Raw genomic sequence first — 26,247 nt, 5'->3', positions numbered from 1 at the left:
TCCTCGCAATGACACGACGAAGCAACCCCACACTTCAAAAAAAAGTAATATGAAACCCGGCTTCATCTACATCCTTACCAATAAGAACCACACCACGCTTTATATTGGTGTGACTTCCAACCTGCCTGGCAGAATTCTAGAACATAAACAGAAGAAATATAAGAACAGTTTTTCTGCGATATACAATCTTGATAAATTGGTTTATTGGGAGGCCTTCCAGGAAATTGGAGACGCAATTGGCAGAGAGAAACAGTTAAAAGCCGGTTCGCGCCAGAAGAAATTAGATCTTATCACCAAGTTCAATCCTGAATGGGGGGATTTGTATGATGATGTATGCGCTGAATTCGGGTTGGATAATGACTTTCCTTTATAGCCGGTGTCATTGCGAGCGGAAAGCAGTGCAGCGCAGCAATCCCCCGCCTGTTCGTCATTGCGAGCATAACGCAGTGGAGCGCGGCAGTCCCTAGTTTTTACGATGACCTTTTGAATTATGGGATTGCTTCGTCGCTTCCTTCGGTCGCTCCTCGCAATGACGTGCGTTACGGATTTTGAGCTTTATTCATTCGTCATTGCGAGCGGAAGGAAGCGGAGCGCGGCAATCCCTTGCCCGTTCGTCATTGCGAGCGAAACGAAGTGAAGCGTGGCAATCCCTTGTTTAAGAAAACGTTTTTAATCATGGGATTGCTTCGTCGCTTCCTGCGGTCGCTTCTCGCAATGACATTCCCAATTAAAGAGCGAAAAATAACGTGAATTTACATTGTGGTGAAAGCAAAAAAATATTTAATTGCAGAGTTTAATTGGTTCTTAATCTAAAAAAACATTAATTTTCTCTAGCTCATTAATTTTTCTATCCACGGTTTCCTTGGGGAAATTATTGTCAAAAGGATACCTATGGTACTTATCCCGAGCAGACATGAACTCAGATCTGTCCTTTAGAGAGACCTGCAAAGCTTCATTCATCTTCACAATGGGTACATTGTTCATAGCAACATTTGTCGCCTCAATTTCAATGGTCCCACTTTTATTGTACACTTCCAAAATTAATCCTGGAAGTCCCTTAAATTTGAAAGGGCCTTCGTCGAACGGGATTTGTGTAGTGTACCACGCATAGATTGTATCTCCATCGATTGTTGCAGTGGCAAGTCTGCAATTGTAATTCCCTATATTTTTTACTTCACTGAGTAGTGTCCATTTAATTTTAGAAGCTTTATAGGTATAATTGTATTTGCCTAATGGTGACGTAATAAAAATATTTTCATTTTCTCTCCACGCACTGTGCCGGATTTTAGGAAGAGAGATCGGATTTCTTGCGATCTCCTGGACATTCGAATACGTCGATACAGCTTTGTCTAAATTTTCATAAAATACCACCATAGCGGGATTAAAATAGTAAGACTGATTATTATTCAGTATAAGAACCATCTCAGCTTCAAAGTATTTTTCCCGGACGAGCGAATCTGGTGTATGTTTCATATAATATCCCACCTCAATATCCGAGAACTTTTTACTTTGTGCATTAGCTTTTTGGATTGAGGTCAGTAAACACAGTAAAATACAGAGTAATTCCTTCATAATAATTTTAAAGAATGGCTTTCGCTGCAAGGCAATACTTATGATAGTGTCCGGAATCCTAAGCCTCCTCCAGCTTCACCGTAAAATGCCTTAAAATATCAGATTCCCAGGTGATGTTGTAACCTTTCTCGATTTCTTCGCGGCGGTCGTACACGTTTTTGATGGCAACGGCGATATAATCCATGTGGTTGTTCGTGTAGGTTCTGCGCGGGATAGCAAGCCTCACTAGTTCGAGTTTCGGGTAGCGGTTTTCGCGGGTTCCGGGATCGCGGTCGGCCAGCAAAGTCCCGATTTCTACGGTGCGGATGCCAGCTTCTTTGTAAATTTCGTTGGCCAAAGTCTGCGCAGGATATTCTTCGCGCGGAATGTTGGGCAAAAACTTCTGCGAATCGACAAAGACGGCGTGTCCGCCAATGGGTTTCTGGATCGGGATGCCGTACTCAATCAGTTTATTACCAAGGTATTCTACCTGCGAGATTCTGCTTTCAAGATAATCGAATTCCGTGGCTTCGTTCAGACCAACAGCCAGCACGGCCATGTCGCGGCCAGCCATTCCGCCGTAGGTGATGAAACCTTCGTAAATAATGGTGAAATTAGAGGCGGCATTAAAGATCTTTTCATCGCTCAGCGCAATGAATCCGCCAATATTTACGAGGCCGTCTTTCTTTGAGCTCATCGTCATGCCCACACCGTAAGAAAAAACTTCTTTTGCGATTTCTTTGATGGTGCGGTTTTCCTGGCCGGCTTCTCTTTTTTTAATGAGATAAGCATTCTCTGCGAAACGGGCGGAATCAAAATAAATCGGGATGCCGTAACGGTCGGAAAGTTCTTTTACGGCTTTGATGTTCTCAAGCGAAACAGGCTGCCCACCGGAGGAATTGCACGTAATCGTAATTAAACAGAACGGAATCTGTTCTTTCGGATGACTTTTGTAAACGTTTTCAAGTTTTTCTAAATCAATATTCCCTTTGAATGGATGTAGGTTTTCGATATCGAAAGCTTCATCGACGGTACAGTCGATCGCGTGCGCCTTCCTAAACTCGATATGTCCTTTCGTGGTGTCGAAATGCGAGTTTCCGGGAACGACGTCGCCTTCTTTAACCAAAACTGAAAACAGCACGTTTTCAGCCGCTCTTCCCTGGTGCGTTGGCAAAAGATAAGGATAGCCGGTGATGTTCTGAACGCTGTCGTGCAGCTGATCAAAACTTCTGGAACCGGCATAGCTTTCGTCGCCGGTCATCAGCGCGCCCCATTGTTGGTCGCTCATTGCGCCGGTTCCGGAATCGGTCAAAAGATCGATATAGACCTGTGACGACTTTAAATTAAATAAATTATAGTTGGCATCTTTCAGCCACTGTTCTCTCTCTTCGGGCGTGGATTGGCGGATTTCTTCCACCATTTTTATGCGGTAAGGTTCTGCGTATGGGAGTTTCATTACGTTTAAGTTTAAGGTTGAGGTTTGGCGGGGAAGATATCTTGAGATCAAAATCTTAATCTTAAACTCAGATTCATTCCGGCGCCTTGAATACATTGTCATCCGAATGGAAACCAGCCACGCCGCCGCTCACAGCAAACTTCATCGCCTGCGCCGCCGTTACGTTTTCGAGAACAACAAGATTTTCTGCGCGTACAAACACTACCCACCCAGACACCGCATAAGAATGCGGTAGGTAAACCGATACATATTCGGGGAAACCAACGGATGAAAGGTCGCTTTGGGTAAGGAAGCCGATGCGCCAAACTTCGGGCTCATCGGTGGTTTTAATAAGGACCGGTTGGTTGAATTTCTTCTTGTCGCCCACAAAAGACGTCATTACATCTTTTAATGAAGTGTAGATAAATTTAATGCCGGGAGTATGTTCAAGAAGATAATCAAAACTGTCTACCACTACGCGTCCGATGATGAATTTGTTGCCGAGATAACCGATCAGCGCGGTGCCGAGGACCACGATCATGAAGGTAATGCCCGGATAAAGCCTTTCGGAAACCGCCGGAATGATGTTATCGATACTCGAGACGATATACCAGATAATCCAGATGGTTACGGCAAACGGACCGATGATGAGCAAACCCTGGAAAAAGGATTTGGCAAAAGTGTTCAGTAGCTGTTCGGTACGCTCGCGGTTCATGGGATGGTCTTGTCGGGACGTAAAAATACTTAATTCAGCCCAACATCGGCAGAATTTTTTTATCCGTGGATGGTTTCTTTTTTACCGTAAGATTTTATGATTTCGGCTTCGTATGCCAGCCACTCTTCCCAGCGTTGGTTCACCTCTTCCGGGTTGCCGAGCTGTCGCGCAAAACCGATGAAAGTGGTGTAGTGATTGGCTTCGGAAATCATCAGTTCTCTGTAGAAAACTTTCAGTTCTTCGTCCTTAATGTTTTCAGTTAAGACTTTAAAACGTTCACAGCTTCGCGCTTCGATCATCGCGGCGAAGAGCATCCGGTCGATGATTCTTTCGTCCCGGTTGCCGCCCTGGCGTACGAATTTGAGAAGTTCGCCCACGTAATCGTCTTTGCGTTCGCGCCCGAACTCGTAACCGCGCGCTTTGATAATTTCGTGCACCATCTGGAAATGTTCGAGTTCTTCCTGCGCGATTTTGATGAGTTCAGTAATGATTTCGGGATATTCGGGAAGCATCGTGATCAGCGTGATCGCGTTGGTAGTCGCTTTTTGTTCGCACCAGGCGTGGTCTGTAAGAATTTCTTCCAAATTACCTTCGGCAATATTCGCCCAGCGCGGGTCGGTGAGTAGCTTTAGTTTAAACATTTTATGTCAGATTTTTACACGCAAATTTACCAATATTTTAAATTTAAAAACCGAATGACAGCAACCACCGCAGTTGCGGATTTCGCAAGTTTAACAGGTGATGGCATAAATATTGGAACACAATTTTTATAAACATTAAAAAAAATAAATTATGAACACGCAATTATTATCATCCAAGCTCGAAAAATTGGGAGTATTTGTACTTACTTTTTTCTTTAGTGTAATGGCATTTGCACAAAACGGAACCGGCTCTCCCGATCTGAATGTTGACGTAACAACCACAAAAACTACGACGACAGAAGAATGGTTTACCAACCCGATTTACTGGGTAATTGGTGCCTTACTGCTGATAATTTTGATCGCAGTAGTGGCCAGAGGGAACCGCAGAGCCGACTAATTGCCTGCTGACTTAATCAAAAACCGTTTCAGTTTGCTGAGGCGGTTTTTTTACGTAGAAATTCAAGCAGTTTCCAACTCAGCGCATCAAATTTCTTCAACAAAACCGCAATTCCAAAGGCCAACGCGACATTGATGAGGTAAATTAAAAGCATCAAAGCCCACCACACTATTTTTTCTTTGAGTGAAACGACGAGGAAATAAACCAGCGATGAACTGATGCCCTGCGCAAAGTAGAAGAATATCGCGTTTTTACCGATGAAAGTGACTAAGCTTTCCTTCGAGATTTTCAGGCGGTTGTACAAAACCAAAAGCGTCAGCAACGAGAACGATGACCAAAAAACGTACAGAAGTTTTGGTGGAAATTTGGCTTTGTTCATTTTTAAGAAAAACTCTTTGCCTTCATTCCAGAACAGAATAATCAGGATTAAAGCCAAAATTCCGTATAAAACTGCGGCTACTTTTGTCGGAATTTTTTTGCCTTTAAGTTGATTGGCTAAAAGGAAAATCCCGAGATACAACGCCACGTAACCAACCTGACCCGTCGGGTAATAATGAGGAAACAGGTTGAATATCAAGGTTAAACCAAAGCACAGCGCGATGAACCATTTGACGTGTTTCGGGAAAAATCTTAAAATCAACACACCGAAAACTGTTAGAATAAAGTAAACTTTCAAGTACCAGAAACTTCCCATCACTACAGGGAAAGTGTCGGCATTGGTGTATTGGTGCAGATACCAGTTGCCGAGGTTCTGCCACTGCGGGACGTCGGAAATGCTTTGCGGAACGTATTTCGAGCCAAAAGTCGAGTAGAAATCCTGCATCCAGGCGAGACCGAAAACATTAAGACCAAAAACTTTAAAAAGATAATCCAGAAAAAAGAGCAGCGTAACGAAAATCATGAAGGTGATCTGAAGTTTTAGCAGACGGTAAAGCGTTTTTTCTACGTTTCCACCCGACGTAAGGCCGCTCAGCGCATAGAAAAGCGGCACATCAATTAAAAGCGACAAGACACGTACTTCTGTCGGAATATAAAACTGTCCCGACCAGAATACGGTGTGAATAAATATAATGGAAAGCGTTGCAAAACCTTTCGCAAAATCAATGTAGAGATCTCTTTTCATGGAATACGATAAGTGGCTCAAAATTAGAATAATTCCGCATTAGACAAAATCTAAAATTTATAATTTACAATCTAAAATTATTTTTTATCTTTGCACCTCGAATTAACTAACAAAACTTATAAACAATGTTTGCAATTGTAGAAATAGCAGGGCTTCAATACAAAGTTGAGCAAGACCAGAAATTGTTTGTAAACCGTTTGAAAGGAGATAAAGGAGGAAAAGTTTCTTTCGATAAAGTTCTTCTTACCGTAAACGGTTCTACAACAGTCGGCGCCCCAGCTGTAAGCGGTATCACCGTAGATGCCGAAATCCTTGACCACGTGAAGGCTGACAAAGTAATAGTCTTCAAAAAGAAGCGTAGAAAAGGTTACGAAAAGAAAAACGGCCACAGACAGTCTTTGACTCAGATCGTTATTACCGGAATCACTGGTTTTGATAACAACAAGAAAGAGAAAAAAGCTGCACCGAAAGCTAAAAAAGAAGCCGCAGCTACTGAGCCTGCAGCTACAGAGAACCAAACCAGCGAAAGCGCTGAATAATTTTAAACCAAAAAACCTTAGAATAAAATGGCACACAAAAAAGGAGTTGGTAGTTCCAAAAACGGTAGAGAATCACATTCCAAGAGACTTGGCGTGAAGATTTTCGGAGGTCAGGAGGCTATTGCCGGCAACATCATCGTGAGACAGAGAGGTACGCAGCACCACCCGGGTGAAAACGTGGGTATGGGCAAAGACCACACACTTCACGCTTTAGTAGACGGTAAAGTAGTTTTCAGAAAGAAAGCAAACAACAGATCTTTCGTATCTATTGAACCAAACGCGTAAGCAACGCATTACCGGGCAATCCGGTTATAAACTAAAATCCCCGTTCTGTGAAGATCGGGGATTTTTATTTGTTTAAATGTGAGCAGCTTTATTCAGAAAAGCATCCCAACCCTGCGCATTAAGTGCAATTAATTCATTGCTGCCTCGCGCTACCAGATAGTTTCCCTGCTCCAAATCTACCGCGTGACCGATAATACTGAAATCCGGATGATTTCTGATCTTTTCAAAATCTTCAGGTGCGATGGTAAACAACAATTCGAAATCTTCGCCGCCATTCAGCGCGCACATCACCGGATTCAGGTTTAGTTCTTCGGCCGTAGAAATCGTAAGCGAATCCATCGGGATTTTTTCCTCGTAAAGTCTGAAACCAACTTTACTCTGATCGGAAAGATGCAGTATTTCAGATGACAAACCATCCGAAATATCGATCATTGATGTAGGCTGTACGCCCAGTTCTTTTAAGGTTTTTTTAATGTCCGTACGTGCTTCCGGCTTCAACTGACGCTCCAGAATATAGTCGTAACCTTCCATTTCAGGCTGCATATTTGGATTTGCGAGATAAACTGAATGCTCTCTTTCGAGAATCTGCAGGCCAAGATACGCACCGCCGAGGTCACCGGTCACCACCAGCAGGTCGTTAGGTTTCGCGCCGTTCCTTTTCACCAGGTTCTCCGAAGTTTCAAGCCCGATCGCCGTGATGCTCATCACCAGGCCGGATGTTGAACTCGTAGTGTCGCCACCCACCAGATCCACTTTGTAGCGCTTGCAGGCCAGCGCGATTCCCGCGTAGATTTCCTCCAGCGCTTCCACCGGAAAACGGTTCGAAACCGCCAGCGAAACCAGGATTTGAGTCGGAGTCGCATTCATCGCAGCCAAATCGCTCAGATTCACTACTACAGCCTTGTAACCAAGATGTTTCAGCGGAACGTAACCTAGATTAAAATGCACGCCTTCAGCCAAAACATCGGTCGTAATCACCACTTTTTGGTTTTGCGGATCGATCACTGCCGCGTCGTCGCCAATAGAAACTTCCGTAGATGAATTTTCGAAACTAAAACTTTCGGTTAGATGTTTAATTAAGCCAAATTCACCGTAAGTCGAAATCGGTGTAAGTTGAGGATTTTTATCTTCGAGCATAATCTTAATCTATTTTGAAGTTTCCGGGGAATTATTTTCGTCCGCATTCTTTCGCCACGCAAACGCTCCCTGCTTGTGGAAAGCTTCCACATTCTCGGGCTTGAAAGGCAGCTCACGCAGATCCTCACGCGTCAGAACCTTTGTATTTTCGCTCTTGAATTCGTTCAGCACTTCCAGGATGTCATCCGGTGGTGTCGTGGTTTTCCTCAGCATCATATCGATCCAAACGCCCGTGGCCTCCGCCGTAGCGCAATGCGTCCCGTCTGGCAGATAAAACTTATGGATAAACTGATAAATGCTCGCATCTTCGCTCATTCCAGAGATCTCAGCCGTCACAAAAACCGTCTGGTCCGCATAGATTTCCTTGAAAAAAGAGTAGCGTTCATGCAAAATCACCGGCCCTATTCCCCAGCGGCTCAGCTCCTTCAGGCCCATGTGATATTTGTTCATAAAGGCCATTCGCGTCTGCGCACAGTAGGCCACATAAGACGAGTTGGCAAGGTGTTTATTCGCATCGATATCGCTCCAGCGCACATCGAATTTATAGTGAAATACAGACATAATTTATAAAATTTTTATTTGGGCAATCCCTATTGCAGACCCGTTTTCATTTTCACGGGCATGCACAAAATTAAGCATTAATCACCGGTTAGAAAAACAGTATTTTTGCACACGTAAGTCTGAAGTGTATGCAAAAACAAAAAATAGTCATCATCGGTGGCGGCGCGGCCGGATTTTTCTGTGCAGCCAATCTGGACGCCGAAAAATACTACGTAACCATCCTCGAACAGAATTCCGATGTGCTGCAAAAAGTAAAGATATCGGGTGGTGGCAGATGTAACGTGACGCATGCCTGTTTCGACCCGCGCGAACTCGTCGGTTTCTATCCGCGGGGTCACAAAGAACTGCTGAGCGTCTTCCACAAATTTCAGCCCGGCGATACGATGGAGTGGTTCGAAACGCGCAATGTTCCACTAAAAATAGAAGGCGACCACCGCATTTTCCCCGAAAGCAATTCATCGCAAACCATCATCAATACACTTTTGGAGGCTGTAAAGGCAAAGAATTTTGAAATAAGAACCCAGAGTGTCGTTTCCGCAATTGAAAAAATTGAGAATCAATATCAGATTAAAACCAACAGCGGAGCCTTCATGGCCGATTACGTCATTTACGCCACCGGAAGTTCACCGAAATCTTTAAAGCTGATTCAGAGTCTGGGTCACAAAATTGTACCTGCCGTGCCTTCGCTGTTTACATTTAACATTAAGAACGATACGCTGAAAGATTTGATGGGAACCAGTTTCGCCCATGCAGAAGTTTCGATTCCGCAACTGAAAATGGATGAATCCGGTCCGATGCTCATCACACATTGGGGACTTTCAGGTCCGGCAATCCTTAAAATTTCAGCCTGGAAAGCCCGCGAACTGGCCGATTTGAAATACCAGTTTCAGATTGTAGTTAATTTTCTGGGCATTGACCTTGAAGATGCTGTACAAACTTTTAAAAATTACCGTCAGCAAAATCCAAAGAAAACCATCGGTGCATCGAAAATATTTGATGTTACGACAAGATTCTGGCACAGGATTCTTTGGCTCTCAAAGGTGAATTTAGACAAAAACATTTCGACGCTGACTTCTAAGGAAATTGAGAGTATCATCAGAAACCTTTGTCAAAATGAGATGTCAGTCACCGGAAAATCTACCTACAAAGATGAATTTGTAACCGCCGGCGGCGTAGATTTAAAGGAAATTAATTTCAAAAATATGACTTCGAGAGTCTTGCCTAATTTTTATATCGCTGGCGAAGTTATTGATATTGATGCGGTTACAGGTGGTTTTAACTTTCAAGCGTGCTGGAGTGAAGCCTGGCTGATTGCCAAGGACCTGAATGCAAGATACTGATGCATCCTTTGGGAATTGATCTTTAATTATTACATTTGAGAAAATAAAAAAATGAAAACCTTCCGCGCTTTGCTGTTTACCATCGTCATATTTGCCTTATCTTCCTGCCATACCCGCGTAGTGACACCGGATAAGCCGCTCAGAAATAATTCTTTGGAGTTGTACCAACGTTACACCTTCCAGCTAAAGGACGCACGTTACGTAAAAATGGAAGTCCTGAAAGTAGATGAGCAAAATGTGTATGGGAAAGACCGTAAAAGACAATCCATTATCCTGAAAAGGGAGGAGATCCGCGAGGCTAAGAAAATAGATGTGTTTTCTTCAGTAGCGATAGGTTTGGCCGCGGTGGCTGCTGTAATTTTCGTTCCGATCTAAAAAGTACATCCAAGTAGATTAAAAAAAGGAACCAGTTAAAAAGAACTGATTCCTTTTTTTTTATTTGAATATTTTCCCGATGATGTTGCCGATTTCCACGAAATCATCGGCATTGCCAATATCGCGGGTGAGTCTTTCATACTCATGCTTTGTCTCTTTTGAAGGGAAGATAAGCAGGTAATTGCGGTCGCGGAAGTGCCCGTTCAGGTAATTAGGTACCTGTCGCATCTGCGGCTGATAGGAAATCATATCTCTTTTGGCCATGAAGAGGATGAAGGCATCATTATCTTTCATTTTCCCGAAGATTTTCTCCATTTCATTCCAATGATTGAAGATGTAGAAAGAAGCGTTGATGTTAATTTTCTTTCGGATATTTTCTAGGACTTTTATGGTTTTTTCACTTCCGTAGAACTCAATTTTTGAGCCTGAGTTCCGTGCGATATTCCAAACTTTAAGTAGAGAATGAAAGAAACCCGACTCCAGATGCGCGTTTTCAGGCAGCACCACAATATGTCGCTGGATGGTCGCTATGGGTTGCACCGCATGATATACCAGCACGTTGACAGAATAATTGTTCAGATAGCCGTTGTATAAGTTATACACAAAACTCGGTGAAAAGCCTTTGGCAGGATCTACCGCAATTACAAGGTCGGTTACTTTATGCTCTTTAATTTCATTACTGATGCCGTTCTGCACATCATTATCGAATCTTTTCAGCGGTGTTATCTGAACATCAGCGGAGGCCCCGATCTTCACCGAATTTTCAAGGATTTTTTCAGCGTTTTTTTCCGAGGAATCCTGTGTTTCATGATTAATGACATTGATCGCGAGGATGTTTTGGCTATTGTTTTTAGATTTCAGTAGTAGAGAAAGATTTGTAAGCGGCTCCACGGTGCTTTCATAATTCAGCGCGAGCAAGATTTTCTCCTCATCAGGATCGGTTTCTGCCAATGTGTTTTCATTGTCGGCATTCAATATTATCTCTGCGTTTTTTTGGGTAACGAAAGAAGAAATGGTACATGAGACAAGGATGAGTAAAATACTGCCGTTCAACACACTTTCATTCAGTAATCTTATAGGTTCGCCTGTTTCGGTTTCGCCGATGACAATGTTGTAACCTACCATCACGGCCGCCAGTGTGGCGGCTGCGGAGGCGGAACTGAGACCGAAAATCATCCCACCTTCCGCTTTTGTGAACGAAAAGGTTTTACGTGTAATGATCGCGGCCAGATATTTCCCGCCAATTGAAGCCGAAAGCATCAGTAAAGCTACTTTTATAGTTTCAAAATCTTTGAAAAACACACGAACATCTATCAACATGCCTACACTGATGAGGAAGAAAGGGATGAAGATCGCATTCCCGACAAAATCTATCCGGTTCATTAATGAGGAAGAATGCGGTATCAGTTTATTAAGCGCTAAACCTGCCAGAAACGCCCCGATGATCGCCTCAACGCCTGCAAGTTCAGCAAGCAGTGCGGCAAGGTATATCATCACAAGCACAAAGATGTATTGCGAAATTTTATCATTGATTTTTTTGAAAAACCATCGCCCGATAATAGGGAATACAAAAAGCACAATCACAGCGAAGAGTACCAACCCTACGGACAGCTTCGTCCAGAACATCGCGTTTACTTCACCCGTTGTCATGCCCACTACCACAGCCAAAACCAAAAGCGCCAGAATGTCGGTAATCATGGTGCCGCCTACCGTAATATTCACTGCCGGATTACGGGTGATGCCCATTTTGCTGATGATAGGATACGAAATAAGGGTATGCGAAGAGAATAAACTTGCAAATAGCAGGCCCGTAAGTGTACTGAAACCTAATAAGTAAGCCGCTAGAAAGCCCAAACCGAACGGGAAGATAAAAGTATAGGCGCCAAAACCCAGGCTTTTCCATTTGTTCTTTCTAAACTCGGTAAGGTCGATTTCCAACCCCGCCAGGAACATGATATAGAGCAGACCTGTAGTGCCGGTAACCACGATACTGCTGTCGCGTGGGAGGATATTGAAACCATTGGGCCCCACCACCGCACCGGCGATAATTAATCCTAGCAGGTGTGGGACTTTGATTTTATTCAGTAAGATGGGTGCGAACAATATAATAATGAGTACGACCAGAAATTTAAGCACCGGATCTTCAAGCGGTAGTATGAAATGAGAGATATTAAGGATGGTGAGCATGATTATTTTTTTACTTTTTCAAGTTCTACAGAGAACCTGGCAATACAGTCGTTTTTACCGGTAAGAGAACGTGTGCCTTTCAGACGGCCGGTCTGCAAATCGGTGAGGCTTAGCACGATTTCGGAGGTATTGGTGGTATTCGAACTGATATCGGAGGCCAACACCAACTCATTTCCAGAGATTTTACCGGTGAAAAGGCGTTCGCCACCGGTTTTGTTAACCATCTTCAGGCCATCAGGCGTAAATTCCCAGGAATCTGTCCTTTGGTCACCCACCACATGTTCAGCACACGAGGTTTCTGTGCAAATCATCTTGCCACTCCAGCTTCCCAGGATTTCCTCAGGAAAGTTTTCCTCTACCACAGGGGCGATGGTTTCATTCTCGAGGCTGTCGCGCAGTGCCATCAGTTTTTCATATTCTATCTCTTTGGTGGCAAACGCTTTTTCTTTTTCTAAGAGGTGCTGTTCTCTTAGTTCAAGGCTTTTTTCTTTTTCATCATTGCAGCTGATGACCGCAAGAATGCAGAGTATATATACGAGTGTTCTCATGATTCGGAGGTTTTGGTGCTCTTAAAAATAATAAAAAAAGCCAAGACTGGGAAATCCTGGCTATTCTTAATCAATTCTTCGGGGAATGTTATTCTTTCATTTTGGCAATCACATCAAGTCCGCCCTTGGTTTTATCACCGATCTTACAAGTGATTTCGGTATCTAATGGCAGAAAGATATCCATGCGTGAGCCGAATTTAATAAAGCCAAACTCGTGGCCTGCTTTTGCCTGATCGCCTTCATTACAATAAAATACAATACGCCGTGCTACATACCCTGCGATTTGGCGGAAGACGACTTGGTGATTGGTAAGACTCTGTACGGCTACCGTGGTTCTTTCATTTTCGGTAGAAGATTTTTCGTGCCACGCCACCAGATATTTCCCCGGATGGTATCTTTTGTAAATCACTTTTCCTGAGACCGGATAACGGCAGATATGCACATTCAGTGGTGACATGAAAATGGAAATCTGTATGGCTTTTCCTTTAATGAATTCATCTTCCTGTACCTCTTTGATCATCACCACCTTGCCGTCAACGGGGGCGATAACGTTCTCTTTATGATCCAGAATTTCGCGGTTTGGCACCCGAAAGAACCAAAATACCAGCCCGTAAATGACCAAAAGCGGAACAATAATCAGCAAAGACCACTGCTGAAGGTAATATACGGACAGAAAGGCTGCTGCAGCAAATACGATACTCGCAACAATTATGGTCCCTTTAGATTCTTTATGTAACTTCATAGCAGTACGACTAAATAAATTTTTCTAAAATAAAATACAAATATACAACAGGTACGCAGATGATAAAACTATCCAGCCGGTCGAGGATGCCACCATGGCCCGGGATTACATTACCTGAATCTTTTACCCCGAATGTTCGTTTCAACTGGCTTTCTACAAGGTCTCCCAACGGAGCGAAAACCGCAACCAGAAAGCCCATTACCACCCAGTTACCACGAAGGTCTGGCTGATAAATCTCGATGAAATAACCGAGCACCAGCGTCAACACGACACCGCCCGCAAACCCTTCCCAAGTCTTTTTAGGTGAGATTTTTGGTGCCATCTTATGTTTCCCGAAGAATTTTCCGGTAAAATAGGCAAAGGAATCACTACTCCAAATCAATACAAAAAGAAAGAATACTTCAAGCGTAAAGGTGTTGTCGAACGGTGAAAATTTGGGCAAACCGAGCGCAAAGCTGAAGGGCAAAGCTGTATAAATAACAGTAAAGATCAGTTTACCGTTATCATAGTAAAGTTCTTTTGAAAACTTAAAAAGCGTCACCACCGCAATTACGATAAGCGACAGGGCCAAGATTTCTGACAGGTTGAAATCAAAGTAAAAACCGTGCTCGAAATATCTTTTTGAAAAACGGTAGAAAACAAAACCGATGATGGGTACCAATAGCCATTTCTCCCAACTTTTAGGATCGAATTTCATCATCTTCATACATTCCCACGCACCAATAAACAGAAAAAGCGTAATCATGCCATAATACAGACTCTCTTGTCTTACAAGCCCGGGCGACAATTGATTTACCATTGCAGCGCCCAGCGGGGTTGTACAAAGAAGGACCAGCAAACCATAAAGTGCGCCGCCAAACAGCCGCTGAAGCAAATTTTTATCCAAAATAAACGGGTTGGTAATTAAACAAATTTTAAGAGCAGTGCCTTAATCTTCGAGCAAAAGTAAGAAAAGTTTTGTATTGTCTTTGTTGGGGGTGTCAAGCTTTGAATTGCTGCCGCTGATGGATGTCAGATTGCGGATATTTCCGTTGCGTTTTATCTTGCTCATGGCATCGTTCAGATTGGTGACAATCTGCGAAACATTAGCCATGATGATGATTTTTGAGGGCAGTCTCGAGGAGTGGTAGTGCAGGATATTATGATGGGACAGCATGATGCGGCCATCATAAGCGATAAGATATTCGCAGGTAATAAACGCACAATCATTAAAAAGCTCAAGTTGGGTAGTGTAAGGAACATTCACCACATCAAGAAAATTCTTCAGGTCTTCATCCCAGCAGAATACAGATTTTATCCCTTCAATCTTAAGGATCTGATTAAGGGTTTGCAGCGCTTCGGCCTCATCCGCACAATAGTTGAAAATACCACCCGAATGGGTGAACAGTTGTGCAAACTTATAATCCAGATCAGCGTTTTTCAGCTGGTCCCCGAGTTTTATCACATCCCGCGCATCTTCTACTTCTGGCTGATTGAAAATTTTCCCGACAATTTTTTTGAATAAACTCAATTTTCTACTGAATTAGCGATTGTTATTACAAAAATAGAAAATATTTGATAAGAATTGGTATTTAATAAAAATATCCTGATTGCAGTGTTTTTCACACAACAATCAGGATAATGAAAAATTAATTATAATTGAGTGTCTGATTCCGGAGCCTGAATAGTCTCGGAAGCTTCATTACCTGGAATTACGGTGGATACAGGATGTTCTGTAAGTTCCGGATCCCAGGCACGTTGCCCAAATACCTCTTCAAGATCCTCGCGGAAGATGACTTCTTTTTCCAATAATTTATTGGCCAAAGCATCCAGTTTATCGCGGTTTTCGGTTAAGATGTTTAAAGCACGCTGGTATTGTGTTTCAATGATTTTAGAAATTTCTTCATCAATCATTTTCGCAGTCTGATCAGAATATGGTTTACCGAAATTATATTCCGATTGGCCAGAGCTGTCGTAGTAAGAGATATTCCCAAGTTTATCATTCAATCCGTAGATGGTTACCATGGCCAGGGCTTGTTTAGTTACTCTTTCCAGGTCAGAAAGCGCGCCGGTTGAGATATTTCCGAAAATAGTCTGCTCCGCAGCTCTACCACCAAGTGTTGCACAGATCTCGTCATACATCTGTTCTGTAGTCGTAAGCTGTCTTTCTTCTGGCAAATACCAGGCTGCACCTAATGAACGGCCACGCGGTACGATAGTCACTTTCAGCAATGGAGCCGCGTGTTCTACCAGCCAAGAAATAGTGGCATGTCCGGCTTCGTGGTAGGCTACACGGCGCTTTTCAGATGGTTTGATGGCTTTATTCCTTTTTTCAAGACCACCGATGATACGGTCAACCGCATCCAGGAAGTCTTGCTTGGTAACAGATTCGTGGCCGTTTCGGGCAGCGATAAGGGCTGCTTCATTACAAACGTTGGCAATATCCGCACCGCTGAAACCTGGGGTTTGTTTAGCCAGAAACTCGCGGTCGATATTATCATCCAGTTTAATCTTAGCTAAGTGAACGTTAAAGATTTCTTTACGCTCGTGCAGTTCAGGCAGGTCAACGTAGATGGAACGGTCGAAACGTCCGGCACGCATCAACGCTTTATCGAGGATATCCGCACGGTTGGTAGCAGCCATTACAATCACGTTAGTATCGGTACCGAAACCGTCCATTTCCGTCAGTAGCTGGTTCAGGGTGTTTTCTCTTTCATCGTTACCACCGGTAAAGTTTCCTTTCCCCCTAGCACGTCCTATCGCATCTATTTCATCAATGAATATGATCGCGGGTGATTTTGCTTTTGCCTGAGCGAATAAATCACGTACACGTGATGCACCTACTCCCACGAACATTTCCACAAAATCTGATCCTGAAAGTGAGAAAAACGGCACTTTAGCCTCACCAGCAACGGCTTTAGCCAAAAGTGTCTTACCAGTCCCGGGAGGGCCTACTAATAATACGCCTTTCGGGATCTTACCACCCAGTTTCGTGTATTTATCAGAATTTTTAAGGAAATCAACAACTTCCTGAACTTCTTCTTTAGCACCTTCAAGGCCGGCTACATCTTTAAATGTGATCTGTATTTTATCCTTTTCGTCAAATAATTTCGCACGAGATTTCCCGATAGAGAAGATCTGTCCGCCGGGGCCACCGCCACCGCCGCCCATCATCTTGCGGAAGATGACGAAATAGAAGAGTGCCATGATCCCAATCCAGAAGAGTGCAGTAAACAGCAGCTCTGTCATTGGGTTTTTACCGATGCCGTAATCTTTTTTAGTCGTAATGGCAGGGTTTTCTTTCTTGATTTGGTCGAATTGCTCCAAAAATAGTTGCAGGTCACCGAAACTTAAGGTGTAATCGGGTTTTGGCGCAAAATCAAACGCAGAAAAGGGACTGCTGTCTTGTTGTGTGTTATTTGCCTGTTCTGTCTTAGCGGTTTTTGTTAAAAATACATCCGCTTTTTCGGTGTCTTTATAGATGAGTACATCCTGTACTTTGCCTTGCCTCAGCAGTTGGTAAAAGCCTTCCTCATCCAGGGTATTACTGCTGGAGCTGCTGTTCATATTCGTAAAGAAAATCAGCAGGATTGCGGTAATAAGAATGGGGAAAAACCAGTTGAATCCTTTGTTTTTATTCATATCTTTTTTATAAAAATTTTGACGAAAATTATTTCGTCAAACATCATTAGTTATTTTCAATTTTAGTGATTTTCGCGTCACCCCAAAGTTCTTCGATGTCGTAATACTCGCGGGTTTGTCTCTGGAACACGTGTACGACTACGGAGACATAATCCAGCAGGACCCACATGGCGTTATCAGTACCTTCCACATGCCAAGGACGGTCGTGCAGTTCATTACGAACTTTTTTCTCGATATTTCCGGAGATGGCGGAGACCTGAGTATTAGAGTTTCCGGTGCAGATAATGAAGGTTTGCGTAACGGAGTTTTCTATGCCTGAAAGGTCGAAGATCATGATGTCTTCCCCTTTTGTATCTTGTATTGCTTCTACAATTTTATCAGTAAGCTGTTGTTTTTCTGTAATTTTATTCATTAAAAATTTTGTATAAACTGCAAATTTATTGTTTTTTTATTTAAATTAAGCCACCTTTGCGCCTGCGTAAATCTTAAATTTTTCATAAATGAGTCACTTGGTTTACATTGATGCGTGCAAATCTACCAATGAGGAAATCCTCGGTTATCTGGGTGCCAACCCTTCAGATTATTTCGCGCTCTTTACATGTAACCAAACCCAAGGCCGAGGCCAGTATGGCAATACGTGGGATATTGAAGCCGGGCTGAATCTCGCTTTTACCATGGCAATAAAGCAGCAGGTGCATTTGCTTCCAGAATTGTTCAATTTTCGTACCGCAGTGCTGCTTGCCGAATTTTTGGCCAAAATGGCTGCTGTCGCCGTAGATATAAAGTGGCCGAACGATATTATTATAAGGGATAAAAAAGTATCCGGGATCCTCACCGAAAAGAAAAATATAAATAGTGAGCGGTATTTAATCGTTGGAATTGGGTTAAATATTCTTCAGACTGATTTCTCCAAGCTTCCTAAAGCCGGTTCATTACTCACACAAACAGGCATTTCTTTTAAACCTAAGCAAGTCGCTGCGGAACTGTTTGATTTTCTGAAAGAAGGGTTTGCACGGCACATTTCAGCCGATGAAACAACCAAAGCCGTTAACGATCATTTGTACCGTAAGGAACGTATCTCTGTCTTTGAGTTGAATGGAGTGCGACAAAATGGCATCATTAAACAAATGGATGGCGAAGGATATCTTTGGGTAGACCTCGAGAACGATGGGTTACAGCGTTTCTTCCACAAGCAGATACAATTACTCTACTGATTGGCTCTTTTTATATAAAGCCAAAGGGCGATCGGCCCGAAGACAATGTTTGGCAGCCACATGGCGAGCATGGGGGGAAGCGTTTTGTTCTCGGAAACGACCTTTAACGCTTCAAAGGAAAATACAAATACAAAGGCCAGTGCGATCCCAAGCGCCAAATTCAGTCCCAAGCCACCGCGTTTTTTCTGCGAAGCCAGCGATAACCCTAAAAATGTAAGGATGATGACCGAGACGGGCATGGATGTCCGCTGGTAAAGCTCGTTCAGATAATTATTAAGGTTGGCGTTACCTTTTTCCTTCTCACGGTTGATGAAGGCGATAAGGTCTGGCGTGGTTTTATTCTGTCCCAACAGCACATCAGGGAAAAGTTCTTCCGGCGGGTGCCCGAAACTTTTGGTGATAGAGTCGCCGTTTCGTAGTTTTTCGGTTTCGTTCTTCAGGATGGTTTTTTCCAGATAATTATTCATCATGAAGTGCTGCTTCTCGGCAGACCACTGAAACTCATTGGCAATCAGTTGGTACGTGAGTTGCCGCTTGGCATCATATTTCTGATACATGAATCCCGAGCCTCTTTTTTCCTGGCGGTTATAGCTTTTGATGAAAATGTATTCGGTACGGGAAAGCTGTGTGCTGACTTCGGAATTGCCTGTAAATTCGGCCCTGTTCTTGGCGTTATAGGTATAAGGCTCCAACTCGTTTTTCTTGATGTTGGCAATGGGCAGAATAAAATGATTCAGTAATAAAGCCATTACCGCAATAAAGGTCGATGTTATAAAGTAAGGCCGTGCAAAACGGTGAAAGCTGGCGCCTGAACTGATGATGGCAACAATCTCGGTATTATTGGCAATTCTGGAAGTGAAGAAAATTACTGAAATAAAAACCAGTATCGACATGAAGGTGATGATGAGATTGACAATCCAAAAGGGATAGAAATTAATCAGGAATTCACCTACCGAAAATCCGTTCGATTCAATACGCGGGGCTTTTGCCTGTACATCAATAATCAGTACGATAATGGTTAAAAGCCCGAGCATGAACACAAACGTGCCAAGGTATTTTTTAATGATATATAAATCAATAATCTTCATTAGCGAAATGCGTTTTTTACAGGCGCTGCTTAAGTACCGGAACTACCGAGTCCTTCCATTGATAGAAGTCCCCGGCGATGATGTGCTGGCGTGCTACGCGTACGAGATCGAGATAGAAAGCCAGATTGTGCACCGAGGCGATCTGTTTCGAGAGGTATTCTTTGGCCACGAAAAGATGGCGTACATACGCTTTCGAATAAGCCGAGTCTACATAACTTGTGCCCATTTCATCGAGTGGGGAAAAATCGTTCTTCCATTTTTCGTTTTTCATGTTCATCACGCCTTTCCAGGTGAACAGCATGGCGTTACGTGCGTTTCTGGTAGGCATCACACAGTCCATCATATCAATTCCCAGGCCTATAGACTCCAGGATGTTCCACGGGGTGCCGACTCCCATCAGGTAGCGCGGTTTGTTTTTCGGTAGAATATCCGTTACCTCATCGGTAATGTGGTACATTTCTTCTTCAGGTTCGCCTACGGACAGCCCGCCGATGGCATTTCCTGCCGCATTCTGCTCTGAAATAAATTCCGCGGAGATTTTTCTTAAATCTGAATATACAGAGCCCTGGACAATTGGGAAAAGCCTTTGCCTGTGACCATATATCTCAGGATTATTCTCTGTCCATTCAATACAGCGCTTTAGCCATCGATGCGTCATTTCCATCGAAGTTTTGGCTAAATTATATTCGCAAGGGTAAGGCGTACATTCATCAAAAGCCATGAAGATGTCGGCACCTATCTGGCGTTGGATTTCCATGGATTTTTCTGGTGAGATGAAATGCGTGCTTCCGTCGATATGTGATTTGAATTTTACACCTTCTTCGTTAAGTTTGCGTGATTTTGAAAGCGAAAACACCTGGTATCCGCCGGAATCGGTAAGGATTGGCAGGTCCCAGTTCATGAATTTATGGAGTCCGCCTGCGGCCTGCATCACATCCATGGTTGGGCGAAGGTTCAGATGATAGGTATTCCCCAGGATGATCTGCGCCTTGATGTCGTTCTTCAGTTCGTGCTGATGTACGGTCTTTACCGAAGCTACGGTGCCTACCGGCATGAAAATGGGGGTTTCTATCTGTCCGTGATCGGTAGTGATGGTGCCTGCTCTGGCCTTTCCGGTGGTGGTATTGTTTATTTCAAAAAAAGGTGTGCTCATAATTATCGTGCAAAGACAGGTGTATTCTTATTGTCTTTCATTTTCTTATTAATGTAATCTTCTGCTGCTGGATCTTTCTTTAGAAGTAATTTTTGTGCTTCAGACAAAATGTCATCAAGGTCTCCCGTTGCTATATAATAGGTATAACTGTCGTTGAAAGCCGCTGCATTTACCTGATGTTTTTTAAGGACGTAGCGCGTAGCGTTCTCCATATTGGTGGGTGGCAAATATGTGTTCAGTTGGTCGTTTATAGCCATTTCAGCGATGATCTTCGACATTTTTTCCTTCGGGAGCAGGTTTTTGGGCTTATCTATCAACTCGGTACAGCCAATGATGGCGAACATGAATAGGAGAAGGAGTTTTTTCATAGCTTTCCGAGGATTGATTTCAACTTCAGGTTCAGTACGCCAAAAACAGCTTCGTGGATGATGCCGCCGTTCATTTTGCTTTCGCCCAGTTCGCGGTTGGTGAAAATAATCGGGACTTCAACGATGCGGAAACCTTTTTTGAAAGCCCGGTACTTCATTTCGATCTGGAAGCCATAGCCCTTCAGTTTAATATTCTCCAGACCGATATTCTCCAACACTTTTCTTGAAAAACATACAAAGCCTGCGGTCGTATCGTGCACCGGTATTCCTAATATAAACCGCACGTATCTGGAAGCGAAATAAGAGAGCAGCACGCGCCCCATGGGCCAGTTTACCACATTCACGCCGCGGGAATAGCGCGAGCCGATGCTCATGTCCGCGTTTTGGCAGGCATCAAAAAGTCTTATAAGATCCTGCGGGTTGTGCGAGAAATCAGCATCCATCTCGAAAATAAAGTCATACTGTTGTTGCAGCGCCCAGCGGAAACCGTGGATATAGGCTTTGCCAAGGCCATCTTTGTCTTTTCTTACGGTAAGATGCAGATGTTCCGGGTAGCGTTGCTGTAGGTTTGCTACGATTTGGGCGGTGCCGTCGGGTGAAGTGTCGTCTACGATAAGAATATGAAAATCCTGCTGCAAGGCAAAAACTGCAGTAATGATGTTTTCGATATTTTCTTTTTCGTTATAGGTGGGGATTATGACGAGTTTCTTCATCCGGATAAATAATTTGCAAAGATAAACTTTTCCGGCTTTGGTTGTAGGTGTCTTGCGTGGCAGGTTGGCAGATAATTTGCGGTGGCAGTCGCCAGGTGCACTAATATTCTTACTTTTGCAAAAAAATTACAATTGATACGTATCCCGCAACAGAATGACTGGGTAGTTTTCCTCTTGATAGGCTGCATTTTTCTGTATGTATTCATGCTGCGGTCGCTTAAAAGGGACTCTTCGGTGTTGGAGTTTCTACTGCAGAAGTTTCCGGATTCGGCGAATAATTTCCTTAGCGGTATCATCATCAGTTTGGTTTTCAGCCTGGTTTTTTCAGCTTTGATATCACCTAATATCCCGGTAGTGCCGAAGTTTGTTACAGATTATCGCCTTTTGGGTTACGAACTGAATAAGTTTGGCTTCACCTTCATGGTAGTAACGCTGTATTATATTTTAAGAACCATACTTAGCTATCTTTTCTTTGCAGGTACCAGTGCAGGTACGCGCTGGGAGTTGTTCAGTTTCGTAGCTTCCAAATTTTATTTCTGCTTCTCGGTAGTACTGATGGTTTTTTGTGTGCTACAGTTTTATTTCCCACTCGATCGGGAGGTGATGCTGCAGGTTTTCTTTTACAGCATCATCGCACTTTTTTCAGGCAAGTTGCTGTACTATATCTTCCATAAGGACCGCGTATTGCCTCAAAAGTGGTATTATAAATTTTTGTATATTTGCACCCTTCAAATAATACCTGTTTTGGTGTTATGGAAACTATTATTTATCTAAGAATTTTTAATGATGAAAATTAAAGCAATACTTGTTTCACAGCCTGCTCCCAATGAATCATCTCCGTATCTTGAGATGGCTAAAAAAGAAAAAATTAAGATAGATTTCAGGCCTTTTATCCATGTGGAAGGAGTAGATGCGAAGGAGCTGCGCGCACAAAAGATTGATCTTTCTCAGTTTACCGGGATCATTTTCACCAGTAAAAACGCCATCGACCATTACTTCCGTCTGGCAGAAGAAATGCGTTTTGCAGTGCCTGATACGATGCGATACATTTGCCAGTCCGAGGCTATTGCCAATTACCTGCAAAAGCATATCGTGTACAGAAAGCGCAAGATCTCTTTCGGGGAGCGTACATTCTCTGATCTGTTGCCACTTTTCAAGAAATTCCCTACAGAGAAATACCTCTTGCCAGCCTCAGATATTCTAAGTGCGGATATTCAGAAAACCCTGGATTCTGCCAATATCGACTGGACCCGCGCTACCATGTATAAAACCGTTTGCAGCGACCTTAGTGATATCTCGATTACTGATTATGATATGCTGGTGTTCTTCAGTCCACAAGGGATTAAATCCTTAGGCATGAATTTTAAAGATTTCAAGCAGGAAGATACCAAAATCGCAGTCTTCGGAACAACTACCGAGCAGGCGGCCAAGGAAGCCGGGCTTCGTGTGGATGTGATGGCGCCAACCAAGGAAAGCCCTTCAATGACGATGGCGATAGAGAAATATATAAGAAGTGTCAATAAATAAACTTCTTACCTAAAATACCATGCAAGCCGTCTTTATCCTTTGGATTAAGATGGTTTTTGTTTTACATCAGGCTTTAAAAGCCTTTTAACCAAAGTAATGTCCTATGAATGCTCCTAAAGCAAAAAAGATAGATAAAATCCTCGAGATGCACGGTGACCGCCGTGTTGATCCTTATTTCTGGCTCAATGAACGCGATAATCCTGAGGTAATTTCTTACCTCGAAGCCGAAAACCAATACTGCGATGCGCAGATGGAAGATACAGAAGAGCTTCAGCAGCAACTTTTCGATGAAATGAAGGCGCGCTATAAAGAAGATGATGAAAGTTTACCTTATTTTTTCAATAAATATTGGTATCTCGTACGTTTCGAAGTGGGGAAAGAATATCCTATTTTCGGTCGGAAACTCAATTCGCTGGAGAACCCAGAAGAATTGCTATTAGATGTAAATCAGCTCGCAGAGAACCAAAGTTATATGGAGGTGGGCAGTGTAGCAGTGTCGCCTGATAACCGGCTGATGGCTTATTCTGCCGATAATGTGGGCCGCCGCATCTATACCTTACAGTTTAAAAATCTGGAAACCGGCGAGATGTTGGGCGATGCGATACCCAACACGACCGGGAAAGCCGTTTGGGCAAATGATAATCAGCACGTATTTTACATCCGGAAAGATGAGAGCCTACGGGCTTTTCAGGTGTACCGCCACCGCCTTGGTGATGATCCGGCCAATGATTTACTGGTGTTTCATGAGGAAGATGAAACCTTTGATGTAAATGTATTCAAAACCAAGTCGCTGGAGTATATTTTCATTGCAAGTTCCAGCACGGTTTCCGATGAGGTGCGCTATATCCCGGCTGAGGATGTGCACGCAGACTGGCACATCATACATCCACGTACCGAAGACCTGGAGTATTCGGTTGAGCATTATAAAGATGAGTTTTACATCATTACAAATGCCGATGATGCCACCAATTTCAAGATTGTGAAAACCAAAGTCGCTACGCCCGGCAAAGCGCATTGGGAGGAAGTGATCCCACACCGGGAAGACACGCTGCTGGAAGGTTTTGAGATTTTCAGTGATTATCTGGTGCTGGAAGAACGTACCGAAGGCTTGCTGCAGATCAAAATCATTGAAAACGAAACCGGAAAGGCCCATTATCTGGAGTTTTCAGATCCTACATACACCGCCTATATTGGTTTGAATCTTGAATTTAATACCCAGAAGTTACGTTTTGGTTATACTTCATTAACCCGTCCACATGCCACTATTGAGTATGATATGCAGGCCAGGACTTCCACGGTGCTGAAGCAGCAGGAAGTTTTGGGTGGAGATTTCAAACAAGAAAATTATGTTTCAGAACGTATTTGGGCACCTTCGCGCGACAAGAAAACTTTAATCCCCATCTCATTAGTCTATCACCGTGATACAGAAAAATCCGCGGAAACACCATTATTGCTTTACGGATACGGAAGTTATGGTCATACGGTGGACGCAAGCTTCTCAAATGTTCGGTTATCGTTGCTCAATCGTGGGTTTGTGTATGCTATCGCGCATATCCGTGGTGGCGAATATCTGGGCCGCGAGTGGTACGAGGACGGGAAAATGCTCCGTAAGAAGAATACGTTTTACGATTTTATTGATGCTGCCAAACATCTAATAGCAGAAAATTACACATCTGCCGCACATCTGTACGCGATGGGCGGCAGTGCTGGTGGCCTGCTGATGGGTGCTGTGGTAAATATGGAGCCGCAACTTTTTAACGGCATCATTGCGCAGGTGCCCTTCGTGGATGTAGTTACTACCATGCTTGATGAAACCATACCGCTGACGACCGGTGAGTATGATGAATGGGGAAACCCGAAAAACAGAAAGTATTACGACTACATGAAATCCTACTCGCCGTATGATAACGTAGAAGCCAAAGATTATCCTAATATGTTGATTACAACCGGGTTTCATGATTCGCAGGTGCAATATTGGGAGCCCGCAAAATGGACAGCCAAATTACGTGAACTGAAAACTGATGACCACTTGCTGCTTTTCAAAACAGACATGAGTTCCGGGCACGGCGGCGCATCCGGAAGATTCGAGTCGTTAAAAGAAGACGCGTTGGAGTACGCATTCATCCTGAAATTAGAACAGAACCACCATGGAAAATAAAACCGACAGCCAACTTTGGGAACTGGTAGAAGCTTTCTTTACTGAAAATTTCGGGACCGACGCGCATCCGCCAATTGATACCATCCTATTTCTTATCGGTGTACAGGAGTTGGGCAGTGGGCAACAGAAATATACCAAAGACGATAAACTGAATATTCTGCACATCGCGGTATGCCGACTTCTGGAGCCGTTTGGCTACTACACATTTTCGCATTATGATGATGATGGATACCCGCACTTCAATCAGGTAGACAAACTGCCGGAGTTGCGGCCTAATGAACAGCAGATCCTGATGAAGAAAGCGATCATTCAGTATTTTATTGATGAAGACCTTTTTCCGAAAGAATCTTAGATAGTTGCGAGAGCGCCTGCCGGAAGCCCTGTTCAAAACCCATTTCAAGCATCTGGTTCATTTCCGCAACATCATTGAAGTGGATGTTGATCGTTAGTTTAGTACCATTTTCAACACCGGTGAAACCAAAAAGCCATTTTACTGAGGGGAACCTTCGGTCTTCCTGGCCGTGTTCATTGGTGAAATAATCCGTCCAGTCGAAACTGCGGTGCAGATTGATCTCATGATACGTGGCGGCGGCGTGGTGTCTTTCGTTTTCCGGGCCAACCATGGCGTATTGCCAAACGCCTTCTTCCTGAAAATTTAAGGTGATGGTTTCGCAGGTCCAGGGTTTTGGCGCCCACCAAAGATCCAGCAGTTCGGCGTTGGTAAAATGGTCCCATAAAACTGTAACGTCCACCGGGAAAACCTGCATTACGTAGATTTGCTTTGCTTCATTGTCGGCATTGAAGATAACTTCTGTGTTCATATTTTTAA

Annotated in this window: 29 protein-coding genes and 1 pseudogene; 11 read left to right on the top strand and 19 right to left on the bottom strand. The window is 43.5% G+C overall.

What is annotated here, in order from left to right:
* Positions 1 to 49 precede the first annotated feature (49 nt).
* Positions 50 to 373 carry a GIY-YIG nuclease family protein gene (locus CO230_RS11375; protein WP_122028707.1) on the top strand — a complete coding sequence of 108 codons (324 nt, stop codon included), beginning with the start codon at positions 50 to 52 and terminating at the stop codon, positions 371 to 373.
* 431 nt (positions 374 to 804) lie between these two features.
* Here the strand turns inward: CO230_RS11375 and CO230_RS11370 are convergent, their stop codons facing one another.
* From CO230_RS11370 to CO230_RS11355, 4 genes are all read right to left on the bottom strand, one after another.
* A complete protein-coding gene (locus CO230_RS11370; protein WP_122028706.1) occupies positions 805 to 1,572 on the bottom strand; it encodes a GLPGLI family protein in 768 nt (255 codons plus the stop codon).
* Positions 1,573 to 1,630: 58 nt separating this feature from the next.
* The gene (locus tag CO230_RS11365; RefSeq protein ID WP_122028973.1) at positions 1,631 to 3,007 is read right to left on the bottom strand and encodes a tryptophanase; all 1,377 of its coding nucleotides are present in this window, start codon (positions 3,005 to 3,007) and stop codon (positions 1,631 to 1,633) included.
* A 73-nt stretch (positions 3,008 to 3,080) separates the two neighbouring features.
* The gene (locus CO230_RS11360) at positions 3,081 to 3,701 is read right to left on the bottom strand and encodes a DUF502 domain-containing protein (protein WP_122028705.1); all 621 of its coding nucleotides are present in this window, start codon (positions 3,699 to 3,701) and stop codon (positions 3,081 to 3,083) included.
* A gap of 59 nt (positions 3,702 to 3,760) precedes the next feature.
* Positions 3,761 to 4,342 (bottom strand): tRNA-(ms[2]io[6]A)-hydroxylase, encoded by a 582-nt coding sequence (locus CO230_RS11355; protein ID WP_122028704.1) that lies wholly within the window; start codon positions 4,340 to 4,342, stop codon positions 3,761 to 3,763.
* A gap of 151 nt (positions 4,343 to 4,493) precedes the next feature.
* On the opposite strand from CO230_RS11355, the gene CO230_RS12245 reads away from it, so the two are divergent.
* Complete coding sequence (locus CO230_RS12245) at positions 4,494 to 4,739, top strand: hypothetical protein (RefSeq protein ID WP_162990033.1); 246 nt, start codon at positions 4,494 to 4,496, stop codon at positions 4,737 to 4,739.
* Positions 4,740 to 4,767: 28 nt separating this feature from the next.
* Here the strand turns inward: CO230_RS12245 and CO230_RS11350 are convergent, their stop codons facing one another.
* Entirely contained in the window at positions 4,768 to 5,862 is a 1,095-nt protein-coding gene (locus CO230_RS11350; RefSeq protein ID WP_122028703.1) for an acyltransferase family protein, read from the bottom strand.
* Between the two features lie 125 nt (positions 5,863 to 5,987).
* Here CO230_RS11350 and rplU point away from each other — a divergent pair.
* Both rplU and rpmA read left to right on the top strand, forming a co-directional pair.
* Positions 5,988 to 6,398 (top strand): annotated as a pseudogene (rplU, locus tag CO230_RS11345) (50S ribosomal protein L21); the annotation flags it as partial.
* 30 nt (positions 6,399 to 6,428) lie between these two features.
* Positions 6,429 to 6,686: a 50S ribosomal protein L27 gene (rpmA, locus tag CO230_RS11340; RefSeq protein ID WP_055042030.1), complete on the top strand. Its 258-nt coding sequence runs from the start codon at positions 6,429 to 6,431 to the stop codon at positions 6,684 to 6,686.
* A gap of 72 nt (positions 6,687 to 6,758) precedes the next feature.
* Here the strand turns inward: rpmA and thiL are convergent, their stop codons facing one another.
* Together thiL and CO230_RS11330 are read right to left on the bottom strand one after the other, a co-directional pair.
* On the bottom strand, positions 6,759 to 7,823 hold the full coding sequence (thiL, locus tag CO230_RS11335) for a thiamine-phosphate kinase (RefSeq protein WP_122028701.1): 1,065 nt from the start codon (positions 7,821 to 7,823) through the stop codon (positions 6,759 to 6,761).
* Between the two features lie 9 nt (positions 7,824 to 7,832).
* Positions 7,833 to 8,384, bottom strand: coding sequence for an acyl-CoA thioesterase (locus CO230_RS11330; RefSeq protein WP_122028700.1), 552 nt, complete (start codon positions 8,382 to 8,384; stop codon positions 7,833 to 7,835).
* Between the two features lie 128 nt (positions 8,385 to 8,512).
* Here CO230_RS11330 and CO230_RS11325 point away from each other — a divergent pair, with 128 nt between their 5' ends.
* Together CO230_RS11325 and CO230_RS11320 are read left to right on the top strand one after the other, a co-directional pair.
* Positions 8,513 to 9,724: an NAD(P)/FAD-dependent oxidoreductase gene (locus tag CO230_RS11325; RefSeq protein WP_122028699.1), complete on the top strand. Its 1,212-nt coding sequence runs from the start codon at positions 8,513 to 8,515 to the stop codon at positions 9,722 to 9,724.
* A gap of 51 nt (positions 9,725 to 9,775) precedes the next feature.
* Entirely contained in the window at positions 9,776 to 10,099 is a 324-nt protein-coding gene (locus CO230_RS11320; protein ID WP_122028698.1) for a bacteriophage spanin2 family protein, read from the top strand.
* A gap of 60 nt (positions 10,100 to 10,159) precedes the next feature.
* Here the strand turns inward: CO230_RS11320 and CO230_RS11315 are convergent, their stop codons facing one another.
* From CO230_RS11315 to rsfS, 7 genes are all read right to left on the bottom strand, one after another.
* A complete protein-coding gene (locus tag CO230_RS11315) occupies positions 10,160 to 12,286 on the bottom strand; it encodes a cation:proton antiporter (protein ID WP_122028697.1) in 2,127 nt (708 codons plus the stop codon).
* A gap of 2 nt (positions 12,287 to 12,288) precedes the next feature.
* On the bottom strand, positions 12,289 to 12,834 hold the full coding sequence (locus tag CO230_RS11310; RefSeq protein WP_122028696.1) for a hypothetical protein: 546 nt from the start codon (positions 12,832 to 12,834) through the stop codon (positions 12,289 to 12,291).
* Positions 12,835 to 12,922: 88 nt separating this feature from the next.
* The gene (locus CO230_RS11305) at positions 12,923 to 13,576 is read right to left on the bottom strand and encodes a phosphatidylserine decarboxylase family protein (protein WP_122028695.1); all 654 of its coding nucleotides are present in this window, start codon (positions 13,574 to 13,576) and stop codon (positions 12,923 to 12,925) included.
* A 10-nt stretch (positions 13,577 to 13,586) separates the two neighbouring features.
* Positions 13,587 to 14,462 carry a phosphatidate cytidylyltransferase gene (locus CO230_RS11300; protein WP_122028694.1) on the bottom strand — a complete coding sequence of 292 codons (876 nt, stop codon included), beginning with the start codon at positions 14,460 to 14,462 and terminating at the stop codon, positions 13,587 to 13,589.
* A 42-nt stretch (positions 14,463 to 14,504) separates the two neighbouring features.
* Positions 14,505 to 15,086 (bottom strand): LUD domain-containing protein, encoded by a 582-nt coding sequence (locus CO230_RS11295; RefSeq protein ID WP_122028693.1) that lies wholly within the window; start codon positions 15,084 to 15,086, stop codon positions 14,505 to 14,507.
* A 122-nt stretch (positions 15,087 to 15,208) separates the two neighbouring features.
* Positions 15,209 to 17,197, bottom strand: coding sequence for an ATP-dependent zinc metalloprotease FtsH (gene ftsH, locus CO230_RS11290; RefSeq protein WP_122028692.1), 1,989 nt, complete (start codon positions 17,195 to 17,197; stop codon positions 15,209 to 15,211).
* 46 nt (positions 17,198 to 17,243) lie between these two features.
* Positions 17,244 to 17,609: a ribosome silencing factor gene (gene rsfS, locus CO230_RS11285; RefSeq protein ID WP_122028691.1), complete on the bottom strand. Its 366-nt coding sequence runs from the start codon at positions 17,607 to 17,609 to the stop codon at positions 17,244 to 17,246.
* Between the two features lie 88 nt (positions 17,610 to 17,697).
* Between rsfS and CO230_RS11280 the strand changes: the two genes are divergently transcribed.
* The gene (locus CO230_RS11280; RefSeq protein WP_122028690.1) at positions 17,698 to 18,411 is read left to right on the top strand and encodes a biotin--[acetyl-CoA-carboxylase] ligase; all 714 of its coding nucleotides are present in this window, start codon (positions 17,698 to 17,700) and stop codon (positions 18,409 to 18,411) included.
* On the opposite strand, the gene CO230_RS11275 is transcribed toward CO230_RS11280, so the two are convergent.
* From CO230_RS11275 to CO230_RS11260, 4 genes are read right to left on the bottom strand one after another with little or no spacing between them, the layout of a single operon-like run.
* A complete protein-coding gene (locus CO230_RS11275) occupies positions 18,405 to 19,499 on the bottom strand; it encodes an LptF/LptG family permease (protein ID WP_122028689.1) in 1,095 nt (364 codons plus the stop codon). The two genes, CO230_RS11280 and CO230_RS11275, sit on opposite strands and share 7 nt — an antisense overlap.
* Positions 19,500 to 19,515: 16 nt before the next feature.
* The gene (gene tgt / locus CO230_RS11270) at positions 19,516 to 20,652 is read right to left on the bottom strand and encodes a tRNA guanosine(34) transglycosylase Tgt (RefSeq protein ID WP_122028688.1); all 1,137 of its coding nucleotides are present in this window, start codon (positions 20,650 to 20,652) and stop codon (positions 19,516 to 19,518) included.
* Positions 20,653 to 20,654: 2 nt separating this feature from the next.
* Positions 20,655 to 21,020, bottom strand: a complete 366-nt coding sequence (locus CO230_RS11265) for a DUF4296 domain-containing protein (RefSeq protein WP_122028687.1) — start codon at positions 21,018 to 21,020, stop codon at positions 20,655 to 20,657.
* Positions 21,017 to 21,733, bottom strand: coding sequence for a polyprenol monophosphomannose synthase (locus CO230_RS11260; protein ID WP_122028686.1), 717 nt, complete (start codon positions 21,731 to 21,733; stop codon positions 21,017 to 21,019). Before CO230_RS11260 ends, CO230_RS11265 begins: the two co-directional genes overlap by 4 nt.
* Before the next feature lie 132 nt (positions 21,734 to 21,865).
* On the opposite strand from CO230_RS11260, the gene CO230_RS11255 reads away from it, so the two are divergent.
* From CO230_RS11255 to CO230_RS11240, 4 genes are all read left to right on the top strand, one after another.
* Complete coding sequence (locus tag CO230_RS11255) at positions 21,866 to 22,507, top strand: DUF4271 domain-containing protein (protein WP_228438146.1); 642 nt, start codon at positions 21,866 to 21,868, stop codon at positions 22,505 to 22,507.
* Positions 22,508 to 22,519: 12 nt separating this feature from the next.
* Positions 22,520 to 23,260: a uroporphyrinogen-III synthase gene (locus CO230_RS11250; RefSeq protein ID WP_122028684.1), complete on the top strand. Its 741-nt coding sequence runs from the start codon at positions 22,520 to 22,522 to the stop codon at positions 23,258 to 23,260.
* Between the two features lie 103 nt (positions 23,261 to 23,363).
* Positions 23,364 to 25,418 (top strand): S9 family peptidase, encoded by a 2,055-nt coding sequence (locus CO230_RS11245; protein ID WP_122028683.1) that lies wholly within the window; start codon positions 23,364 to 23,366, stop codon positions 25,416 to 25,418.
* On the top strand, positions 25,408 to 25,770 hold the full coding sequence (locus tag CO230_RS11240; RefSeq protein ID WP_122028682.1) for a hypothetical protein: 363 nt from the start codon (positions 25,408 to 25,410) through the stop codon (positions 25,768 to 25,770). The genes CO230_RS11245 and CO230_RS11240 overlap by 11 nt, the downstream gene beginning before the upstream one ends.
* Here the strand turns inward: CO230_RS11240 and CO230_RS11235 are convergent.
* Complete coding sequence (locus CO230_RS11235; protein WP_122028681.1) at positions 25,736 to 26,239, bottom strand: SRPBCC domain-containing protein; 504 nt, start codon at positions 26,237 to 26,239, stop codon at positions 25,736 to 25,738. The two genes, CO230_RS11240 and CO230_RS11235, sit on opposite strands and share 35 nt — an antisense overlap.
* Positions 26,240 to 26,247 lie beyond the last annotated feature (8 nt).

Source organism: Chryseobacterium sp. 6424, from assembly GCF_003692615.1.
In the GTDB taxonomy this organism is placed as follows: domain Bacteria; phylum Bacteroidota; class Bacteroidia; order Flavobacteriales; family Weeksellaceae; genus Kaistella.
The sequence above is the reverse complement of the archived record's forward strand: the minus strand, read 5'-3'. Positions and strand labels throughout refer to the sequence as shown.

Excerpts from the sequence above, each read along its gene's own strand:
- CO230_RS11375 (WP_122028707.1), top strand. The coding sequence starts at position 50 with ATGAAACCCGGCTTCATCTACATCCTTACCAATAAGAACCACACCACG.
- CO230_RS11370 (WP_122028706.1), bottom strand. The coding sequence starts at position 1,572 with ATGAAGGAATTACTCTGTATTTTACTGTGTTTACTGACCTCAATCCAA.
- CO230_RS11365 (WP_122028973.1), bottom strand. The coding sequence starts at position 3,007 with ATGAAACTCCCATACGCAGAACCTTACCGCATAAAAATGGTGGAAGAA.
- CO230_RS11360 (WP_122028705.1), bottom strand. The coding sequence starts at position 3,701 with ATGAACCGCGAGCGTACCGAACAGCTACTGAACACTTTTGCCAAATCC.
- CO230_RS11355 (WP_122028704.1), bottom strand. The coding sequence starts at position 4,342 with ATGTTTAAACTAAAGCTACTCACCGACCCGCGCTGGGCGAATATTGCC.
- CO230_RS12245 (WP_162990033.1), top strand. The coding sequence starts at position 4,494 with ATGAACACGCAATTATTATCATCCAAGCTCGAAAAATTGGGAGTATTT.
- CO230_RS11350 (WP_122028703.1), bottom strand. The coding sequence starts at position 5,862 with ATGAAAAGAGATCTCTACATTGATTTTGCGAAAGGTTTTGCAACGCTT.
- rpmA (WP_055042030.1), top strand. The coding sequence starts at position 6,429 with ATGGCACACAAAAAAGGAGTTGGTAGTTCCAAAAACGGTAGAGAATCA.
- thiL (WP_122028701.1), bottom strand. The coding sequence starts at position 7,823 with ATGCTCGAAGATAAAAATCCTCAACTTACACCGATTTCGACTTACGGT.
- CO230_RS11330 (WP_122028700.1), bottom strand. The coding sequence starts at position 8,384 with ATGTCTGTATTTCACTATAAATTCGATGTGCGCTGGAGCGATATCGAT.
- CO230_RS11325 (WP_122028699.1), top strand. The coding sequence starts at position 8,513 with ATGCAAAAACAAAAAATAGTCATCATCGGTGGCGGCGCGGCCGGATTT.
- CO230_RS11320 (WP_122028698.1), top strand. The coding sequence starts at position 9,776 with ATGAAAACCTTCCGCGCTTTGCTGTTTACCATCGTCATATTTGCCTTA.
- CO230_RS11315 (WP_122028697.1), bottom strand. The coding sequence starts at position 12,286 with ATGCTCACCATCCTTAATATCTCTCATTTCATACTACCGCTTGAAGAT.
- CO230_RS11310 (WP_122028696.1), bottom strand. The coding sequence starts at position 12,834 with ATGAGAACACTCGTATATATACTCTGCATTCTTGCGGTCATCAGCTGC.
- CO230_RS11305 (WP_122028695.1), bottom strand. The coding sequence starts at position 13,576 with ATGAAGTTACATAAAGAATCTAAAGGGACCATAATTGTTGCGAGTATC.
- ftsH (WP_122028692.1), bottom strand. The coding sequence starts at position 17,197 with ATGAATAAAAACAAAGGATTCAACTGGTTTTTCCCCATTCTTATTACC.
- rsfS (WP_122028691.1), bottom strand. The coding sequence starts at position 17,609 with ATGAATAAAATTACAGAAAAACAACAGCTTACTGATAAAATTGTAGAA.
- CO230_RS11280 (WP_122028690.1), top strand. The coding sequence starts at position 17,698 with ATGAGTCACTTGGTTTACATTGATGCGTGCAAATCTACCAATGAGGAA.
- CO230_RS11275 (WP_122028689.1), bottom strand. The coding sequence starts at position 19,499 with ATGAAGATTATTGATTTATATATCATTAAAAAATACCTTGGCACGTTT.
- tgt (WP_122028688.1), bottom strand. The coding sequence starts at position 20,652 with ATGAGCACACCTTTTTTTGAAATAAACAATACCACCACCGGAAAGGCC.
- CO230_RS11265 (WP_122028687.1), bottom strand. The coding sequence starts at position 21,020 with ATGAAAAAACTCCTTCTCCTATTCATGTTCGCCATCATTGGCTGTACC.
- CO230_RS11260 (WP_122028686.1), bottom strand. The coding sequence starts at position 21,733 with ATGAAGAAACTCGTCATAATCCCCACCTATAACGAAAAAGAAAATATC.
- CO230_RS11250 (WP_122028684.1), top strand. The coding sequence starts at position 22,520 with ATGAAAATTAAAGCAATACTTGTTTCACAGCCTGCTCCCAATGAATCA.
- CO230_RS11245 (WP_122028683.1), top strand. The coding sequence starts at position 23,364 with ATGAATGCTCCTAAAGCAAAAAAGATAGATAAAATCCTCGAGATGCAC.
- CO230_RS11240 (WP_122028682.1), top strand. The coding sequence starts at position 25,408 with ATGGAAAATAAAACCGACAGCCAACTTTGGGAACTGGTAGAAGCTTTC.
- CO230_RS11235 (WP_122028681.1), bottom strand. The coding sequence starts at position 26,239 with ATGAACACAGAAGTTATCTTCAATGCCGACAATGAAGCAAAGCAAATC.